Genomic DNA, 19,940 nt, shown 5'->3' on the forward strand with positions numbered 1-19,940 from the left:
CGGACGAGGTCAGACGAATGCTCAGGAATACCTGCTTCGCGAGACCGATCGCAATTTATCACTGGTCGAACATCGATCATCCGGTCTAGCGGACACAGTCGCGTCGGATGAGGTCGGCGGCCTTCTCCGCGACCATGATCGTCGGCAAGTTGGTGTTGGCGCTGGGCACGCAAGGCATGACCGAGGCGTCGACGACGCGCAAGCCCCCGAGCCCGATAACGCGACAATGCGCATCGACGACCGCATTGGCATCCTCGAGCCGTCCCATGCGGCATGTGCCGGCGACATGTCCCATCGGCGCAATGGCACTCAGGATGTCGTCGTCGTTCAGCATCCGCCGGCGTCGGCGGTTGGCGATCCAGAAACCAGGCGCTAACCGGCGCGACAGAACGAGACGTGAAATGGACGGCGGCGCGTTCAGCACCAAGGATGCGCCCAGCGCGGTCAACGCACCGGCAAGCCCGGTCTTTCCGAATTGATTGAGCGACATCACCGGCGGCAGCAGAAAGGCGTCATGGTAGTGCTGCCCGAAGAGGGGATCGGCGAGCAGGCTTTCAGCGAAACGAGCGGCCTGCAGAATCCGCGGCGCATCGCGCGGATCATCCAGGAAGCGGAAATCGATGGCCGGAGGCGCTTCCGGCGCGGCATTGGCCAGGGCCACTGTGCCCTGCGAAAACGGCGCATACAGCGCCGCGCTGAACATGGCGAGATCGACACCGAAACTGTGGGAACTGACCCGGCCAATCGCCGTCAGCACCAGATCACCCGCCGGGCAATCCGCCAAACCCGATGAATGCCGCACCCCGGCCAGCGCAAACCGGCGCAACGCTGCCGGTAGCCGCGCGCGCGCCGGCAGCGTCATCGCGATATGCAGATAGGGATGGTTCTGCAGGTTCTGCCCGACGCCGGGGCGGTGCAGGCGCGGCTCGATGCCAAGGTCGCGCAGCGACTCGGCGTTACCGATGCCGGCGCGCATGAGCAAGGCCGGCGAATGGATGGCGCCGGCACTGAGGATGACCTCGCCTGCCGCGAGTTCGCGGCTCGAGCCCGCCTGCTCGACAGTGACGCCCGTGGCGCGACCATTCTCGATTCGCAGTGCCCGCACCGTGGCGCCCGCAAGAATGGTCAGGTTTGATCGAGCGCGCACGGCAGCGGTCAAGTAGCGGGACGCGGTCGAGGAACGCTTATGTGCCGTTGCGGCATTGGGCATAGCGAAGAAGCCGCAGCCGGGCGTCTCGTTGATGTCCTCGATATGCCCAAAACCACGGGTCTGCATCGCCGCCTCGATGGCACGCACAAAGCCCGGCCATTCCGCGCGCGGCGGGATACGGATCGGATAGGGACCGCCCGACGATGGCTCATCGGCATGCGCCTCGGCCCGATGGAAAAAGGGCAAGACGTCCGGCCAGTCCCACCCCTCAGCACCGGCCTCGGACCAGCGTCGATAGTCCGACGGCATGCCGCGTAAGGCCCACATACCCATGATGCTGGATCCGCCACCCATGATTCGTGCCTGGGGATAGGGATGGAGCCGTCCGCCCTCCCGTCGACGCGCCTGCAACTCCGGCCAGAAATATTCTGGGTTGAGGCTCGAACTCGGGAAGGTGTCGTCGATATCAGCGGGCGTGGCATCCGGCGGCGTATCGGCCCCTGCCTCAAGCAGGACCACGCGGTTCGCCGAGTTCTCGGATAAGCGCGATGCCAGCACCGCGCCGGCACTGCCGCCGCCGACAATGACATAGTCCGCGATCATGCCGGATACCCGCGAGCCGTCAGCGCTCCCGCCCATTCCGCCATGAACTGTCCTCCCTCTTCCCGGAAAGACCACAGTCCGCGTCGCACCGGCTTGCGGCAAATAAGAATTAGTCCATACTGGATAAAAATAAATTCAGCATGGATATTCTGCGGCATGAACGAAGGAGAGCTGCTGAGAGTCATCGGTTTCCTCGACCGGCTCCGCGAGCCGTTCGGCGAGCTATTTCCTGTTACCCAGCAGGATCCGACCTGGGCCATCGCCACCAGCCTGGTGACCGCGCAGCTGCGCGGCGAAATCCTGACCGTCTCCGCACTGGCCCAGGTCTCGGGCGTGCCTCACGCGACGGCGCTGCGCCGGATCAATGAGCTGATCGCGAGCGGCTGGATCATTCGGCTGCCACGCACGCGCACGGGCAAGAGCTTCACACTGCATCCAGGCGAGCCGATGATGGCCGCCTTCACTGGCTATGCTCGGCACATCAAATCCGTGCTGGCGCAAACCGTCGGCGTGCGGTCGAGCGCCGAGAACGACGAGGATTTCAGCTTCGGCGTCAACCGCATCGACACCTTTCTCGCGCCGCCCCCGAGCATCATGCAGCGCACGATCGACAGCGGCCGGACTCTGCGCTTCCTGCTGCAGGACGATGCCTTCTTCGCTGCGATGCGCGACCTCTGGGCCGATTGGCGCAACAACCTGGCATCTCGCCGCGACTTCGATCTGCTGAAGCTGGACGACATGTATGAGCGCGCCGTGGCCAATGCACAGCGTCCAGTCTCCGAATACGACGTCATCACCCTAAACGCGCCCTGGCTCGGCTCCTTCGCCGAGAGCGGACGAGTGCAATGCCTCGATGCACATCTGCTGAATGTCGGCATCGATTCGCTGGACTTCGACCCATCGGTCTGGGCGACCGGGCGGTGGGACAGCCGTCAGTACGGTGTGCCGATTGTCTCTTCGATCGAGCTGTTTGCCGCACGCACCGATCTGTTCGCCGAGAAATCGCTCAACTTCCCCCGGAGTTTCGACGAGGTGATCGCGGCGGGGCGGAAGCTGCACGCGCCCGCTGAAGGCCGTTTCGGCATAACCTGGAACGGTGTGCGCGGCATGCCGATCGCGTCCAGCTTCATGTCACTGGTCGGCTGCTGTGGCGGCGCCGTGCTGGAGGGGCCACGTGGTCCCGCCACACACCGGGCGATCGACTGGAGTGCAGCCGAACTGATGCCGTCCCTGGACAGCGACGCCGCGCGCGCGGCGCTCGACTATATGCACCGGCTCTGCACCATTTCGCCGCCGGACGTTTTGGATCTCAGTTGGGATCCCTCCGTCGAGCTGTTCCTGACCGGTCGCGCGGCGATGGCCTATGCTTGGTCCATGCGCGCGGTGCGCTTCGAGGCGGACATGCGCTCGCGGGTCAAGCGCCGCGTGCGCTACCTGCCGCAGCCGGCGGGGCCGCGCGGCGGCAATATCACGCCGCTCGGCGGCTTCCTGCTGGCGATCCCGGCCAATCTGCCGTCCGACCGCGTCGAGGCCGCCGCGGCCGCGATCGGCAGGATGACCTCACGCGAATCTATCCAGAGCCAGATCAACAATGGCTTCCCTGTCCTGCCGCGCTTCAGCATGGCCGCCAATCCCGACACGACCGCGGGCTCCCCGATCGTGCGCGCCATTGATCAGATGGCTCGGCGCGGGCAGCTTCAGGCTTGGCAACGTCCAGCCGTGCCGGGTTACATCGCCGTCGAAACGATCATTGGTGAGGAAGTGCATGACGCGCTGACCGGTCGTAAACCAGACGCGGCGGCTCTGAGCGATGCGCAGCACCGCATCATGGCAGTTCTGAAGCGGGAGCGGCACCTGACCAACGTCAAGCGGTCATGACCGCCGTGTCCGATCCGGCGGGATGTTGGCGGACTTGGCTCGATGACTTTCATTCGCGAACCATCACACGAGATATCGCATCGCGGTCGTATAGATGACCTCGGGAGGGCGCGGCTTCGTCGTCGCCTCGCCCCTAACATCTCACCAACCAGAAAGTCGCTCCAGAACTGACCGGTCGAAGGGCGTCCGAAAGGCCCGGCGCTTCGCGCGATACGTTCGACGATTCGGACAGACGCGAGGTCTCTTATCCATCGTGCCTCGCTGAAAAGTCCAAAACGGACAATTCCATCGTTGCGTCTCCTGCGGTGGGCTGTTGTGCTCCCGCCTGACGGACCAAGAGCTATTGCAACGGGTCCGTGTCGCAACAAGAAAGTTGGAGTGAGGAAATGTCTCAAGACGATCTTGCGACGCTCAAGACGCGTGTCCAGGCATTGGAGGATCGAAACGCGATACTCGACACGCTGAAGCAGTATGGTCACGCCCTCGACTACGGTGACTTCGACCGGTTGACGGACTGCTTCACGGCCGACGCGGTGCGGGAGACGAGGCGACCGGATGGCTCGGTCAATCGATGGGAAGGCGTTGCTGGCACCAAAGATTTCGCGAGCCGCCATTCGCATGCTCCTGAAATTTTTCATAAGCACCTCGTTCTCAATAGCCTGATCGAATTGCACGGCGACACTGCAGATGTCGTGAGCTACATGTTCCGCTTCGATCCGCGTGACGGCGAACCGTCGTTCGTCTGGGGGATGGGGCGATATCTGGATACGCTGAGGCGAGATGCCGATGGCCGCTGGCGCATCATGCGGCGCGTTTCCGAGATCGAAGATCAATGGCCTGGTCGATTTGTATTGACTGGACATCAGGTGAAAGCTTGAGCGCCCGAAGGCCAACGAGCACTGTTGATTTCCAACGATTTCCGGCCCTATTCGCCAACTGGCGCCGGAAGCTGCTGCCGCGTCCATTCCTACATCACAGCGGGCTCTGTCCAAGCAGGGTACTTACGTGCGGACACTGGCAGTGAATATCGACCTGCCGTCCAAGCAAAAGCAGAACAACGATGAGGGAAACGTCCATGATGCTTCAGGAAGCGAATACCTACTCGATCGCCGGGACGGCTGCCGTGGCGGCAGTCTCGGACGACATACGCCATGCAAATTCGGACCGACGCGAAGTGAGGCGCGTCATCATCTCCGGCTACCTCGGATGTGCAATTGAGTTCTACGACTTCCTCTTGTACAGCACTGCTTCTGCGCTCGTGTTCGGGCCGGTCTTCTTTGGCAACCTCTCGCCGCTGATGAGCACGGTTGCTGCCTACGCGACGTTTGCCGCTGGGTATTTGGCTCGGCCCTTGGGCGGCATCATCTTTGGCCACTTCGGCGACCGACTCGGGCGTAAGAGCATGCTCGTCATCACAATGTGGATGATGGGCATCGCTTCGACATTGGTGGGTCTTCTGCCTACGCCCCAGACCATTGGCTGGGCGGCTCCTGCGCTATTGCTGCTCATGCGCATCATCCAAGGCCTCGCGGTGGGCGGCGAGTACGGTGGAGCATTGATGATGGCCATCGAACACGGTGATCAGAAAAGGCGGGGGCTTTTTGCGTCGCTCATCCACATCGGTGCGCCGACCGGAACCTTGCTCTCGGCGCTCGCATTCGGGCTCGTCAAACTGCTACCCGAGGACCAGTTCCTGCAATGGGGATGGCGCGTGCCCTTCCTCTTCAGCGCTCTGTTGCTGATCATTGGCGTCTACATCAGAAACCGGATCAGCGAGTCACCGCTTTTCCTCGAGGCTTTGAAGCGCGAAGGTGAAATGAGCCGATTTCCTCTCGCCCATCTACTGCGCTTTGAGTGGAAGGCCGTTATTCTCGCTGTCGTCACGGCAGCAGGACCCCTTGCCGTCTTCATCGTTGGGGCAACCTTCACACAGACCTATATCCGGAATCTGGGGTTGGACTCGAGCATCGCGCTGTTCGCGCTCGCGTTCGCAAACGGTGTCAACCTTGTGTGGTTCCCGGTCTGCGCTCATCTCAGCGACAAGTATGGACGCAGGCCAGTGTTAATCACGGGCTTCTTGCTTTCGATTCTGCTGATTGGGCCCAACTTCCTCCTGGTCTCGACGGGTGATCCGATCCTGACTGTCCTCGCCTTCTGGCTTTTGGGTTCGTTTGCAGCAGGCCTGCTCTATGGACCCATGGGCGCCTTTCTGAGTGAGAAGTTCAGCACCAAGACGCGCTACACCGGCGCCTCCATCGGCTATCAGCTTGGCTCGACCCTGGGCGCTGGCCTCACCCCACTGATCGTGACGTGGATTTTCGCCTCTACGGGGGGAACCAGCGTTGTCGGAGTTGGTGCCTTCCTGGCAGTGTTCTGTCTCATCTCGATGCTTTGCGTCGTGCTGTCGCCAGAAACACGCCAGACCGACATCTCGCACTGACGCCGGTTGCGCATCAACTCAGTCCGACATCCGCTTCACCAGGGGAACACAATGACATCATCCGAGCTGCGGCAGAAGCCATTGTATCTGCTGAAACGTAATTCGATGATCAACCAGGAGCAATTCGGCAAACATTGGTTCGAGGTCCACGCAGCGGTTCTTAAGTCGATCCCGGAATGGCCTCGGTTGCGCAGCGGTTACGTGCAGAATCATCTGATTGGTTCGGGTCTCCTGGGCCAATTGCCGTTCCCCTATGACGGGGTGGCGCAGGTCTACGTTCGTCCAGGCACCGAGGGTGGCCCGTCCTTTCCCGAGATGCCGGTATTCCGGGAGCGCGTGATCCCGGATGAGGAGGCTTTCCTAGATCGTAGCCGCGTTGTCGTTCTCAAGACGCTCGAGCACGTGATCCTTCCGGGTGCTGGCGCCGTGAAGGTATTCGTCTTCCACCGCCGGCGTGCAGGTCTGTCGCAGCAGGACTTCAGCAACCGCTGGCGCACCGTGCACAGGGATATCGTGCTGGCTCAGAGAGACTTCGTGCAGGGACTCCGCGGCTATCGGCAGGATCACACGATTTCAGGCGCAACGCGGTATCTGGCAGGCGGAGTCGTGCCTGTCGATGAGGAATTCGATGGTGCCTCCGAATTCTGGTTCGATTCGTCAGAGGCAGCAAAAGCGGCCTTCAATGCGTCGGGCTACACGAGGGGAATTCGTGATGATGCATCGAACCTCTTCGATTTGAGCCGCGAGATAGCATGTCTTGTCGCCCCCCGGGTGATCCTTCCTGAATGAGCACGCAACGCTGAAGACTGGGTCTTACAGTCAAAGTCGGCCGACCCACTCTCGCCCTTCCAGTCATGGAGAAACGGATGACATCGCCAATGAGTTTGGAAACGTCACGGAGCGCTTGGCGTTTGATGGCCGTGGCGGCCGTGACAACTATGATAGGAATCACAACGACTGCCGGCCAAATGGCGGCGCCGTTACAGGTCCCGGGGCCGATTGTGGCGTCAGGCGCCAAGCTGGAAAAACTATTCGATGGGGGCTTCTGGACTGAAGGCCCCGCGGTTGGCCCCGATGGTAGGATTTATTTCTGCGACATCACCATGACGTTCGCAACTCGGATGGATGCGGGGAGTATTTGGGTCTTCGATCCTGCCACCAACAAGACCTCTATCTTCCGTTCACCAAGCGGCATGGCCGCTGGGATCAAATTCGATCGCGAAGGACGAATGATCGTCGCGCAAGGCGCCGATTTTGGGGGCCGTTCTATCGTTCGCACGGACAGCAAGACCGGTCGAACAACGATAATCGCAGGGCTCTATAAAGGACGCCCTTTCAATGCACCGAACGACCTCGACATCGACGATCAGGGTCGTATCTACTTTACGGATCCCCGCTATTTTGGTCATGAACCGATCGAGCAACCGATTCAGGGAGTCTACCGCCTCGACACGGATGGCTCCGTCCATCTCATCCTTGCCGATGTTGCCAGGCCGAATGGCATTGTGATTTCGCCCAATCAAAAGACCCTGTACGTTGCCGAGCTCGATTCTTTGGTGTCCGACTTTCGCATCGACAAGGTCCCGCAGCGGAACGGCGCCATGAGACTATTGGCATATGACTTGGCCGCGGACGGGACGGCGAGCAATCAACGCGTTCTTGCTGACTACGGCAGTGAGATCGGCCCTGACGGCATTACCGTTGATGCGCGGGGAAATGTCTACGCTGCGGTGTCGGCGGCGAGTCGTCGCGGCGTGCGTGTCTACGCACCGAGCGGCGAGGAGATCGCATACATTCCCGTGCCTGACGAACCCGCGGTGTCTAACGTCGCGCTTGCCACTCGTGACGGCCGAACGTTTCTCTACATGACAGCGAAGAACAGTCTTTATCGGATCGAGACGTTGATCCCCAGTCGATGACGTGAGCGGCATTCGATTTCGCGTTGCATCCAACCTCTTCTATATGAACCGCTCGATTGCATGTCTTGTCGACCCCGGGTGATCCGTGAACTGCACGGCGACCACGAAGTGGGGTGGTATCGTTCCGCCACTGCCGAGTCCTATTCGACTGCACAGATCATGGCGCTTGTGGCTGGGTCCTCTGACATGCTCTTCGGCGCGCGGTTCAGGTTCGAATTCTGGCGACGCCCTCCGCGATACTCTGATCGCGCGCAGTCGACGTGTACCAATGACCGGCATTGGGCTACATTCGGCACGATTGACGAGCCAAGCGCGGGGGATCGTAGTTTGGCGTACAAAATCGGGCGACTGCGGAGAGAGTGGGAGTCAAACCCACGATTTTCGACTATTCCGCTTCGAACAGCCGAGGCCGCGCATAAGCACTCGCCCGCCTTCTGCCCTCGCAAATTCGGAATCATGCACATGCGCCACAAGCTCGCTCAAGTTAGTGGTAGCGAGATTTTTCTTGATATCCCGGTGCACACGTCGTGCACACGTCGCCCTCTAACCAGTTGAACAACTTGAACTCTCGGTCCAATCCATCATGGGCAAGTTTGAGCTAGCTCCAGCAATCGATGTCCAATTGGAGCCAATTCAAGGAGGTTTCGTCCATCACCTCTTCCCATGAGCCACGGCACGGAGAGAGTGTCAGTCAACCTCCATTGAAATATGTACCGTTTCTCAATTCAGCACAGAGCAACCTACGATCTTGGCTACGGTAGCGACGCCCCACTTCAAGCATCAGGGATAGATGACCCGTGAAGTCATCGACTACTTCTCTCAAGTCCCAGACGCCTCGCGAGAAAGTGTTCGACGGCGGCGCAAGCTGCCGACAATCGTAGTAATTCAGCATTGGTTTCTTCTGAATGACCCTCCAACGGCAGCCAATGCGGCACAAACGCGCAAAGATGGCCCGATGCCAATTGGGAGCTGAGCATGTCCCAGTCAGTACACGTTCGGGCCTTTCGCGACCTTGTCGGCGACGGAGGCGTCGTTGACGACCCGGAGCGGATGGCTACCTACACGACGGATCAACGCCAGCTCTCCACGGGCTCGACGTTTGCCGTGCTGAAGCCGGCGACGACGAAGCAAGTCGCCGACATCGTGCGGCTGGCGGCGCATCATGGTATCGGAATCGTTCCGCAGGGCGGCAATACCAGCTACTGCGGCGGTGCGACACCGGACGCTTCCGGACGCCAGATTATCGTGAGCCTCGAGCGGATGGACAGGATTCGCGAAGTCGATCCCGTCTCCATGAGCATCTCTGTGGACGCCGGCGCCATCCTGAAGAACGTACAGGACGCCGCGGCGGCCACCGGACTTCTGTTGCCGCTCAGCCTCGGCGCGGAAGGCAGTTGCCGGATCGGCGGTAACATCGGGACGAATGCCGGCGGGCTATCGGTCGTCAGGTACGGAATGACGCGTGATCTGCTGCTCGGAATTGAGGCGGTGCTGTCGGACGGCACGGTGGTCTCCGACATGCGCAAGCTGCGGAAGAACAATACCGGCTACGATGTCAAACAGTGCTTCGTCGGAAGCGAGGGGACTCTGGGCATCGTTACGGGCGCAGTGTTGCGTCTCGCGCCCCTGCCAACCCGCCGCGCGACTGCCTGGCTGAAGCTCGCGAGCGGCGCGCCGCTCGCCGAGCTTCTCGCTCTGGTCCGTCGCGAATCCGCGGACCTGCTGACCACTTTCGAATTCATGGCGGCCCGATCCATCGCGCTTGCGACCGACGCAATGACCGACCCGCGCTCCCTTGGAGCGGGCCCAGCTGGCGCCGTCCTCGTCGAGTTAGCCTCTTCCTCACGTCATCTCGATCTCGACGAACTGATGGAAGCAGTACTGGCCGAGGCGATCGAGTCCGGATGGATCGAGGACGCACTGCTGGCGCAGAGCGGATCGCAGCGGACCGCGATGTGGCGGCTCCGCGAGACCATCCCCGAGGGCGAGAAGCGCCGGAACGGGTCGGTCAAGCACGATATCTCGGTACCGCTTTCCTCCATTCAGCGCTTCCTAGATCTGGCCGGCTCACAGGTGCGAGCATATGACGCCGACCTTGAGCTTTCCGTGTACGGCCATGTCGGCGACGGCAATCTGCACTACAACGTGCTCGTTCCCGCCGGCGTCGACCGCATCGAGTTCACCAAGCGGATCGAAAGCAGCCTGTCTCTGCAACTCTACGATACAGCCGCAGCGCTCGGCGGCACGTTCAGCGCGGAGCATGGCGTCGGCCGATTCAAGAAGCATCTTCTGGAGCGGTACGGCGATCTCGGGCGCATCGCGGCGATGCGCCGGATCAAGACCGCCTTTGATCCGGCGGACATCATGAACGCTGGCGCGATCGTCTGCCCATTGGGAGAGAAGTCTGCCCGTTGAACCATCGGCCGGCGAGTTGGCGATCCTTTCCAAACGGTGGGTCTTCGGCCGATGCACCTCGATCAGCCAAATCGTCTTGTCCATAAAGAAAGAGCCACTCCGAAGGAGTGGCTCAAGTTGGGGAGGAAACGCCCCTTAGGGACTGCTAAATCGCGATCAGGTCCCGCACGCGGATAAGGATCTTCGAGCACAGCTCCGAGTCCTTTGCTCGCCACGGTACGTCGGGCCTGACGTCCGGCTCGATCTTCAGATGGCGGCGATGTCCAGCTTGGAACCATCGACCAGACGCGACAGCCGGAACGGCGTCGGATCGACGCAAGGCGTGTCGTTTACGACAAGCTCTGCGGCCAGATAGCCGAGCCCCGGGCCCAGACCGAAGCCGTGACCCGAGCAGCCCGCCGCGAGGACGAGGCCATCCACCCCGTCCACCTGCGATACCACGGGCACTGCGTCCGGCGTGCAATCGACGAAGCCGCCCCAGGCGCTATCGATCTCTATTTCGCCGAGTTGGGGGAAGGTTTTCCGGACACTCTCCACCACTTGGCTCTCCAGCCATTTCAAGGGCGGAGGGTCCAGCACGCGATTCTGTTCGAAGATCCGGTCGTCGTTGGTCAGCAGCGCCGGCAATGAATCCGGCCCCGAAACGAACGATTGGCCGATGCCGAGCCTGACGTTCTTCAGGCGACGCAAGAACTGCGGCATGAATTCCCGGCTATACCGGATGGCCTGGGGCGTGATTTCGAGGTTCGCCTTGCCGCTGATCGCAAGCGTGTAGCTGCCGTCCAGTCGGCGCGTAATCGTGCAATAGGGTGTGGAGACCGCCTCGCCTATGTTGATTGTCGGCGTGGAACGCAGCGCGGTCTGCCGGATGCTCGCTTGGGGGAAACTGATCCCGAGCGGCCGAAGGAAGCGCGAGGACCAGGCGCCGGCGGCGCACAGCACAGCACTGGTTCTGATGTAGCCCTTCTCCGTGTGCACGCCCGCAATCCTGCCATTGGCCAAGTCGAGCGCCCGCGCGGCGCATCCCTGGTGGATCGTGGCGCCCAGAACTCTAGCCCCCTCAGCGATAGCCGGCGCGGCGAGCGCAGGTTCGGCCTTGCCGTCTCGCGCCGAATAGGTCCCGCCGACCCATTTGTCGCGCGCTTCGGGGACGCGCTCGGCCACCTCGGCCCGGCTCAGCACGCGGGTATCGACGCCGTACTCCCTGGCGACCTCGCGCCACTTTTCCCAGCCCGCGAGCACAGCCTCGTCATGGGTCGCATAGACGAGACCACAGCGACGAAATCCAAGGTCCCGATTGATATCGCGCGTGAGCTCGTCCCACAGCCGCATGGAGAGCACCGATAGCGGCAGTTCGCGCCGGTCGCGGTTCTGCTGGCGGCACCAACCCCAGTTTCGGCTCGATTGTTCACAGGCGACGTGCCCCTTCTCGAGGAGCGCCACGGAGAGGCCACGCTTCGCCAGGTAATAGGCGGCCGTAGAGCCGAGGATGCCGCCGCCGACGATGACGACGTCGGCCTCGGCCGGGAGACGCTCATCGCTGTGAATGCGATCGACGTGGGGCGACATGGTCCAACGAACCTCGGCTGCCAAGAATGCGGAAGCAACGTTTCCGATCAGCCCTTCATCGCATCGTGCGCTCGGTAGAATGTGCTGAAATCATCCAGGACTTCGCAAGATGTTCGGTTTTCTGGCCGTTTGAGCGATACGAGATGCTCAAGCGCGAGAGTGATAAAATCCGAGAACGGCCTTGGTCTCGAGATACTCCTCCATGCCCTCGATGCCGTATTCGCGACCGTTGCCGGAGCGCTTGTAGCCGCCGAAAGGTGCGTTGGGGTCCCAGTCAGGATAATTGAGATGGACTTGACCCGACTGGATCTGCCCGGCGACGGTTCGCGCCGTCTCCATATCAGTGCCCTGCACGTGGGCGCCGAGGCCGTAGACGGTGTCATTGGCGATCGCGATCGCTTCGTCCACGGTGTCGTAGGGAATGATAGACAGCACCGGGCCGAAGATCTCCTCCTGCGCGATCCTCATGTCGGGACGGACGTTCGAGAAGATGGTCGGCCGCGCATAGAAGCCAGTCCGGAGATCGTCGGGCCGCCCTCGCCCGCCGATGACGAGCTTGACGCCTTCTTCCAGTCCGACGCCGATCATGGTCTGGATGCGCTCGAACTGCGGCCGGTTGGCGATCGGACCATGGGTCGTGCTTTCCGCAAGGGGATCGCCGACCACCAGTTCAGAAGCGGCCGCCGCGGCCAAGGTCTCGACCTCCTCGATCCGTGAACGGGGCACGAGCATGCGCGTCGGCGCACTGCAGGATTGGCCGAGATTGCGGAAGGCGGCGGCGACGCCAAGCGGAACAGCACGGCTGAGATCGGCGTCCGGCAAGATGATATTTGGCGACTTGCCGCCGAGCTCCTGGGCAACGCGCTTGACGGTGGGCGCTGCCGCTTGCGCGACGAGAACGCCGGCGCGCGTCGAGCCGGTGATCGAGATCATGTCGACCAACGGATGCGACGCGAGAGCGGCGCCCACGATCGGACCTGTCCCATTGACGAGGTTGAAGACGCCGGGTGGGCAACCGGCATCGTCCATCAGTTCCGCGAATAGCAAAGCGCTCAGCGGCGATAATTCGCTCGGTTTCAACACCACCGTGCAACCGGCCGCAATCGCCGGGGCCACCTTCGCAGTAATCTGATAAAGTGGCCAGTTCCATGGCGTGATGAGGCCGCAGACGCCGATTGGCTCGCGCATGATCGCGGTGCTGCCGCGCGCGGCGATGAACGGATAATTCGCGAGATTGTCGCGGGCGACGCGGATATGCTCGGCGGCCAACGGCACCTGAGCGCGGCGCGCATAGGTGATCGCAGCTCCCATCTCACACGTAAGCGCCTGCGCGAACAGCTCCAGCCGCTCAAGGAGCAAGGCGTGCATCCGGTCGAGCAGCGCCGCTCTCTGAGCAGGCGGTGTCATGGACAAGGCGGCGAAGGCTCCTCTGGCGGCTGCGATCGCGCAGTCCACATCATCGTCGTCGCCGAGCGCGACGTCGGCGATCGGCTGTTCCGTCGCCGGGTTGACGACAATTGCGGCTGCCGTGACTGATCCGATCGGCTTCCGCCAGTCTCCGTCGATGTAGAATTTTCCGAGAAAGCCGGCTTCCGTCAAATGTCGAATGGGCGAGGTCATTGGAAGCGATCCTTGATCCGGGAATAGGCGCCGATCGGCGGCGGGAACCAGGGGCTGGGAATGGCCCGGCCAGTGCTACCAGCCGCGCATCCGGGGCCATCGGGCGTGAGTCGCGTCGCCGCCGGCGGAGACGACGTTGTACAACTCGTGTTGCGACGCCGTAGCACAGGCGTGATTGGGGAGAATCCTGACCTTCGCGCCGATCGGAAGATTGGGCAAAGCGTGCGCCGACCCGGGCCTGATGGCGAGGATCCCGTGCTCCTGGCTTGCTTGCGAAACGATCAGGTCCGGATAGACCTTGCCGGCCACGTCGCAGACCAGACCATATCCGTGGTCGACCCGCTGCGCCGCGGTGCCGCGGTCGCGCGACAGCGCCATCCATCCGGCATCGACCAAAATCCAGCCCTTCTCGGGCTTCGTGCCGATCACGGTGGCGAGCACCGAGATCGCGATGTCGTCCGTCGTGCAGACACCAACACCGTGCATGACCAAGTCGAAGAACATGTAGACGCCCGCCCGCATTTCCGTGACGCCGGTCAGGTCTTCGGCGAAATGCGCTGTCGGGGTCGAGCCGACGCTCACGATGGGGCATTGGTGCCCGGCCGCCCGCAAGGCCTCCGCCGCGGCAACCGCTACCGCTCTCTCATTCTCCGCGGCCGCGACGAGAGCCTCGGGCGTGAAGAGGCTGTAGGATTCGCCTGCATGGGTGAGAACGCCGGCAAGCTTGATGCCGGCCTCGCCCAGCGCGACCGCGACTGCAATGAGCTTTGGATCGTCCGCGGTCAGCCCGCCGCGGTGACCATCGCAGTCAATCTCGATGAACGCAGTGGGTGTCACACCAGCGTCACGACCGGCGGCGCCGAGCATCCTCGCCTGCTCCGGCGAATCGAGCAGTACCTTGAGGTCAACGCCTGCTTTGCGCAGACGCATCGCTCTTTCAGCTGTGTGGGGCGCCAGACCCACCGCATAAGTCATGTCGCGAAAACCGTGCCGCGCGAAATACTCGGCTTCCGCCAGGGTAGAAACAGTGATCGGCCCCGATCCGGACGGATAAGCCCGTCGCGCCACGTCGATGGATTTCGCGGTTTTCATGTGGGGACGCAGCACGACGCCCCGCTCCGCCATGCGCGAGGACAGGCGGGCGAGATTGCGATCGAGCCGATGCACGTCGAGCAGGAGAGCCGGCGTTGCCAGCGTGCCGAGCGTTGCGGCCGTCTCGGAGTTCTGGTGATCCGTTCCGCTCATCTCCTCGCGTCGCACGTCGATGTCTCCTAGCCGAACGACTGATTGGGAATCGCAAACACGCGCGCCGGCCCGCCTGATGGTGCCGGCGTGCCCAAGATCATTGTGGTGGCATCGCCGACCTGCTCCAGGCCGATGCCTTCAAGCCAACTCCCGAGCTGCGATGTGGCAGAGGTGTCGATGCGGACAAAACCACTGCCGAGCCGCGCGAGCGCAGCCTCGATCAGCGCCTGTGCATCGGTCTCGGTTTCGGCGACGACGGGACCGATGACATGCCCGCGGCCAAAAAGCCGGGAGATGGCGTAGCCGCGGGCCATGCCGTCACGCTGCAGGAGATAGCTATCACCGCTTTGGAGTAGCTTTTCGAGCATCTGTCGTCTCTCCAAGCCCGTAGCGTCGCGATCGAGTCGCATGATCACCTCGAAATCCGAGGCAGCCATTGGCCTGACGAGCCCCGGCGGCGACTCATGGCGTCCTCTGGGAATTCCCTGATGCTGGTGGATGACCCCGATGGGGACGAAACCGCGCCGCTGGTAAAGCGCTTGGCCTTCGGCGGTCGAATTCAGCGCAATGCTTCGTGGACGCGCGGACGTCAGCAACGCATCCATGAGCCGGGCCCCATAGCCACGGCCCTGAGCGGTCTTCGCGACGATGATCATACCAGCGGAAGCATGGGTTTCGCCATACGGCCACCATGCCGCGGTCCCGATCACCGTCCCACCGTGTTCCAGAACAAAGCCTTTGCCCAGCTGCAGCGCGACATCCCAATCTTCGAGCCGATAGGGCCAGGACATCTCCTGCGAGAGCTTCAGGGCGCCTTCCAGGTGTGATCTGGCGAATGGAACCAGCACCGCGGCTCGATCGTCGCGATCTCCGGCCTGGTAAGCTGCGGGCTTCATCATTGGTCGACGTTTCTCTTGCTCGCGGTACTTGTCGCCAGTACCTGATTGACGGCGAGGTCCACCTGATCCTCGCATCGTCCGCACTGTACGTTTCACCAGACAGCATTACACAATTGGACTGGAGCAAAGTTCGGCATAGAATTTCATTGTTCGCGGCTCGACGCGGCCAATCTGCCGTCAGCGGCGGGCGCGCCAGGACGGCGCTCGAAAGCGGGCCGTCAGAGCTGACGCCTCACATGCGGCGGGAGCACCACTGCAAGCGCCAGACGGTGCGGATTGACGTCGGTTATCACGACGTGTCGCGCGCCGACGCGTCGGGCGCCGCGGCGCGGCCTTCGAGAGTCGGCGTCATAATTCCCTCCAATCTCCGCTAGGGCGCCATTTCGGCGATCATCATGGGGATCTCTCCACGCAGCACGCGCAACATGCGCTCGAAGTGACCCGGATCGTGTGGCTTTAGGAGCGTAGCTTTGCGGGGCAGATATACGTCCCACAGGCGCGACAGTAAAAACCGAAATGCCGCAGCGCGCTGCATCGCGGGAAGCAGCAAGCGCTCCGAAGGAGTCAACCTCCGGACGCTCTCATATGCGTCGAGGAAGGCGATGACTCGCTCCTCGTCGTAACGGCCGGCGGGACCATCGATGCACCAATCATTGACGCACACTGCAATGTCGAACAGAAGCGCGTCGCACCCGGCGAAATAGAAATCAAGAACGCCGGACAGTTGCCCCCGCTCAAACAAGGCGTTGTCGCGAAAGAGATCAGCGTGCACCGGTCCCCTGGGCAGTTGCCGGTAGGTCGAGGACAAAGCGACCTGGTTCTGAAACGCCAATTCACTCGCGAGCAGCGAGCGCTGTCCAGCAGATGCATAGCGGCTGACCACCGGCACAACCTCGTTCCACCACTGGAGGCCGCGCGGATTTATCTGTTGTCGCGGGTAATCGGCCCCAGCCAGGTGCACCTGCGCGAGGAATTTTCCGACGGCACCACAATGCGCGACCGTAGGCTCCATCTCGCTTGCACCGGGAAGCCTGGTAACGACGGCGGCAGGCCGCCCCTTCAGTGAGTGAAGGATTTCGCCGTCACGGTTGGCGACCGGATTGGGGACGGGCATGCCCCGCACCGCAAGATGCTTCATGAAGTGGAGGTAAAACGGCAACTGCTCGAAGGGGAGGCGCTCAAAAATGGTGAGCACGTACCCTTCCCGATCCGTATCGACGAAGTAGTTGGTATTCTCAATTCCGCTGGTGATCCCGCGAACGGAGCGAGGCGCGCCGAGACCCCGCGCTCGAAAGAACGCTGTGACTTGGTCGAATGACAGCTCCGTGAATACGGCCATGGGTTGACGCGACCTTCGTTCCGATATCTGCCGTTCAGCAGGCTTTATCACGCACAATCTCGGTGATGTAGTTCTTGACAGCCTGGGCATTCGCGGGAAGGACTTTGACCCGCCTCGGCAACTTCTCAATGCCATCGTAGCTTTGCGGGCGATCGGGCTCACGGCCCAGAGCTTCCTTGATCGTCGCGGCGAATTTGATCGGCAGAGCAGTTTCGAGCACAATCATCGGCATCTCGGGACTCGCGTGCATGCGCCCGACCTTCACGCCATCTGCCGTATGTGGATCGATCACGGTGTTCCGACGCTTCCACGTGTCACGGATGGTCGCGAGCCGATCGGCATGTGTGCTCCTTCCGCTACGGAAGCCGAAACGGGCTGTAGCCTCTGCAAATCTGGATTCTCCACTCAGATCGAACGAGCCTCGCTCCCCGAGCTGATCAGCAAACAGCGATTTCGTTCGCTCTGCGTCCCGATCTAACAAGTCGAATACAAAGCGTTCGAGATTTGAAGCCTTGGAGATGTCCATGGACGGGCTTGAGGTTTCGAGCGTGTCTGCGCGACTTCGGACGCGATACACCCCGGTACGGAAAAACTCGTCGAGCACGTCGTTCTCGTTGGTCGCAAGGACCAACCGGGATATTGGAAGCCCCATCATGCGCGCAACATGCCCCGCGCAGATGTTGCCGAAATTCCCCGAAGGCACTGCAAAGCTTACACTTGTCGTCCCCCGTTCGGACGCCTGCAGATAACCGGAGAAGTAATAGACGACCTGCGCAAGGAGCCTCGCCCAGTTGATCGAGTTCACCGCACCGATCTTGTATTTCTGCTTGAACTCCAGATCGCTCGCCACCCGCTTGACGATGTCCTGGCAATCGTCGAAGACGCCTTCTATCGCGATGTTGTGGATGTTGTGGTCCTGGAGGCTGAACATCTGAGCTTGTTGAAAGGCGCTCATTCGTCCGCGGGGCGAGAGCATGAACACCCGCACCCCTTTCTTGCCGCGCATGGCGTATTCTGCCGCGCTTCCGGTATCGCCACTGGTCGCACCAAGAATGTTCAAGTTCTCCTGCCGGCGCGCCAGCTCGTACTCGAGCAGATTGCCGAGCAACTGCATGGCCATGTCCTTGAACGCCAACGTGGGACCATTCGACAGTTCCTGGAGGTAAAGTCCCCTCTCCAGCTTTCGCAGCGGCGCGATGTCAGGCTTTCCGAATATCTCCGGCGTGTAGGTCTTTGCACAGATGGCATTCAGGTCGGCGGAGGGAATATCGCCGACATAGAGCGACAGGATCTCGAAAGCCAGGTTGGCGTAGGACAGCGTACGCCACGCATCCAGCGTGGCGTGGTCCACACGAGGATAGGTTTCCGGGACGTACAGCCCGCCATCCGGGGCGAGGCCTTCAAGCAATGCCTCGCAGAATTGCTTGCGGCCTGAATGGCCGCGCGTGGACACGTACTGCATCGTCAATCTTCTTTAGAGAGGCGGAAGTGCCTCCGGAACTCAGACCTGGGTTGTAAGCTGTGCTGCCGGCCGTCAACGGCTGGCGCGCCACATCGCGATCCGGTCACGCATCCGGTAGCCTTGAATGAAGGCAGGCATGAACCACGGATTGCCTCGATAGAACGGGATGAAGGCCGGAGGCCTGAAGTCGAACGCGGTGCGCGCCCTCTCCTCGTGTCCCATGAGCTTGTGGGCCGCATGCATACCGACCCATGGCGCCCAGACCACGCCCGACCCGCAGAAGCCGCTGGCATAGACGATACCTTCCTTCTCGAAAATGCGCGGAATCATGTCGCGGTTCATGGCCACATGGCCGAACCAGCTGTGTGAGAGGCGAACGGGCTCCAGCTCAGGGAACAGATTCACCAGGCCCTTGCGCAGAAGCAGCTTCGGGGCGACGGGGTCGCCGACACGAGAGCTGTCGCGGCCGCCCAGCAAGATGCGTTTGCCATCAGGCGAGGGCCGATAATAGAAGCCGACCTCCCGGTTCTCCGTGATCATCATGCGTTTCGGCATCAGCCGCGCCATGACTTCGGGCGCAAGCTCCTCCGTCGCAATGATCCGGCTGCGAACCGGGACCAGCCGACGGCGCAGGAAGGGCACGGCGCCATCGGTGTAACCGTTGGTACACACCAGCACCTGACGCGCCTGCACCGGACCGGCCGCGGTGACGACGCGGAAACCGGAGCCATCTCTGTCGATCGAGATCACGGGCGTCCGCGCGTGGACTCTCAATCCGGAAGCGAGCGCGACCCGCAGCAGTTCGGCGTGAAACTTCGCCGGGTGCAGTCCGCCGATGTCGATCCGAACCGTACCGCCGCGATAGACATCGGTGCCGATATACTGGCGCTGCTCGGCATAGGGAACTGCGTAGGCTTCGATCCCAAGCTTCTTTGCCAGCCTCTCCGCGGTGCGCGCCATGGCCTCGTATTGCTCGTAGCCGAAGGCGCCTTTGAACTGCCCCACCGGCTGGAAGTCGCAGGCGAGGCCTTCCGTCCTGATGAAATCGTACAGGAACTCGCGCGCGGCCTTGCCTTCCGCCTCGATCGCCAGCGCCCTCTCCTCTCCGAACCGGCGCGTGAGCGTCGCGTAATCGGGCCGAATGGATCCGCTGGTGATACCGCCGTTGCGCGTCGAAGCTCCTTCACCAGGGTCCATGGCGTCATAGGCCGCAACCGAGCGGCCCTCGCGCGCCAGCACCAGACCGGCCGAGAGCCCTGCATAGCCCGCGCCCACGATCAACACGTCGAGCTTCCTGGCTATTGGCTGCTGAGGCGGCGGCTTAAGCGGCGCGGCTTCCCACCAATAGGGCGTGGCCTTCTCGGCAACTCTCGGCGCGTGCATGGCTTTGCTTCTCGTATG

At 62.0% G+C, this 19,940-nt stretch carries 14 protein-coding genes; 6 read left to right on the forward strand and 8 right to left on the reverse strand.

Features of this window, described 5'->3' with window-relative positions; genetic code table 11:
* Window positions 1-85: 85 nt before the first annotated feature.
* Entirely contained in the window at window positions 86-1,753 is a 1,668-nt protein-coding gene (locus GGD65_RS08200) for a GMC family oxidoreductase (protein ID WP_183234872.1), read from the reverse strand.
* A gap of 156 nt (window positions 1,754-1,909) precedes the next feature.
* Between GGD65_RS08200 and GGD65_RS08205 the strand changes: the two genes are divergently transcribed.
* The 6 genes from GGD65_RS08205 (at window position 1,910) to GGD65_RS08230 (ending at window position 10,405) form a co-directional block, all read left to right on the forward strand.
* Window positions 1,910-3,631, forward strand: a complete 1,722-nt coding sequence (locus GGD65_RS08205) for an extracellular solute-binding protein (protein WP_183233412.1) — start codon at window positions 1,910-1,912, stop codon at window positions 3,629-3,631.
* 386 nt (window positions 3,632-4,017) lie between these two features.
* Window positions 4,018-4,509, forward strand: a complete 492-nt coding sequence (locus tag GGD65_RS08210; protein WP_183233413.1) for a nuclear transport factor 2 family protein — start codon at window positions 4,018-4,020, stop codon at window positions 4,507-4,509.
* A 197-nt stretch (window positions 4,510-4,706) separates the two neighbouring features.
* Window positions 4,707-6,071: an MFS transporter gene (locus GGD65_RS08215; protein ID WP_183234873.1), complete on the forward strand. Its 1,365-nt coding sequence runs from the start codon at window positions 4,707-4,709 to the stop codon at window positions 6,069-6,071.
* 51 nt (window positions 6,072-6,122) lie between these two features.
* Window positions 6,123-6,860, forward strand: coding sequence for an EthD domain-containing protein (locus GGD65_RS08220; RefSeq protein ID WP_183233415.1), 738 nt, complete (start codon window positions 6,123-6,125; stop codon window positions 6,858-6,860).
* 77 nt (window positions 6,861-6,937) lie between these two features.
* Entirely contained in the window at window positions 6,938-7,990 is a 1,053-nt protein-coding gene (locus tag GGD65_RS08225) for an SMP-30/gluconolactonase/LRE family protein (protein WP_183233416.1), read from the forward strand.
* A gap of 975 nt (window positions 7,991-8,965) precedes the next feature.
* Window positions 8,966-10,405: an FAD-binding oxidoreductase gene (locus GGD65_RS08230; protein WP_244550582.1), complete on the forward strand. Its 1,440-nt coding sequence runs from the start codon at window positions 8,966-8,968 to the stop codon at window positions 10,403-10,405.
* A gap of 246 nt (window positions 10,406-10,651) precedes the next feature.
* Here GGD65_RS08230 and GGD65_RS08235 read toward each other — a convergent pair whose 3' ends face one another.
* The 7 genes from GGD65_RS08235 to GGD65_RS08265 form a co-directional block, all read right to left on the reverse strand.
* Entirely contained in the window at window positions 10,652-11,974 is a 1,323-nt protein-coding gene (locus GGD65_RS08235; RefSeq protein ID WP_183233417.1) for an FAD-binding oxidoreductase, read from the reverse strand.
* A 147-nt stretch (window positions 11,975-12,121) separates the two neighbouring features.
* Window positions 12,122-13,594 (reverse strand): aldehyde dehydrogenase family protein, encoded by a 1,473-nt coding sequence (locus GGD65_RS08240; protein ID WP_183234875.1) that lies wholly within the window; start codon window positions 13,592-13,594, stop codon window positions 12,122-12,124.
* 75 nt (window positions 13,595-13,669) lie between these two features.
* Window positions 13,670-14,839: an alanine racemase gene (locus GGD65_RS08245; RefSeq protein WP_183233467.1), complete on the reverse strand. Its 1,170-nt coding sequence runs from the start codon at window positions 14,837-14,839 to the stop codon at window positions 13,670-13,672.
* Window positions 14,840-14,865: 26 nt separating this feature from the next.
* Window positions 14,866-15,738 (reverse strand): GNAT family N-acetyltransferase, encoded by an 873-nt coding sequence (locus GGD65_RS08250; RefSeq protein WP_183233419.1) that lies wholly within the window; start codon window positions 15,736-15,738, stop codon window positions 14,866-14,868.
* Between the two features lie 370 nt (window positions 15,739-16,108).
* Window positions 16,109-17,077: a homoserine kinase gene (locus GGD65_RS08255; protein WP_183233420.1), complete on the reverse strand. Its 969-nt coding sequence runs from the start codon at window positions 17,075-17,077 to the stop codon at window positions 16,109-16,111.
* 34 nt (window positions 17,078-17,111) lie between these two features.
* On the reverse strand, window positions 17,112-18,539 hold the full coding sequence (gene thrC, locus GGD65_RS08260; RefSeq protein WP_183234877.1) for a threonine synthase: 1,428 nt from the start codon (window positions 18,537-18,539) through the stop codon (window positions 17,112-17,114).
* A 72-nt stretch (window positions 18,540-18,611) separates the two neighbouring features.
* Window positions 18,612-19,922, reverse strand: a complete 1,311-nt coding sequence (locus tag GGD65_RS08265; protein WP_183233422.1) for an FAD-binding oxidoreductase — start codon at window positions 19,920-19,922, stop codon at window positions 18,612-18,614.
* Window positions 19,923-19,940: the final 18 nt, after the last annotated feature.

Source organism: Bradyrhizobium sp. CIR18 (genome assembly GCF_014198295.1).
Taxonomy (GTDB): domain Bacteria; phylum Pseudomonadota; class Alphaproteobacteria; order Rhizobiales; family Xanthobacteraceae; genus Bradyrhizobium.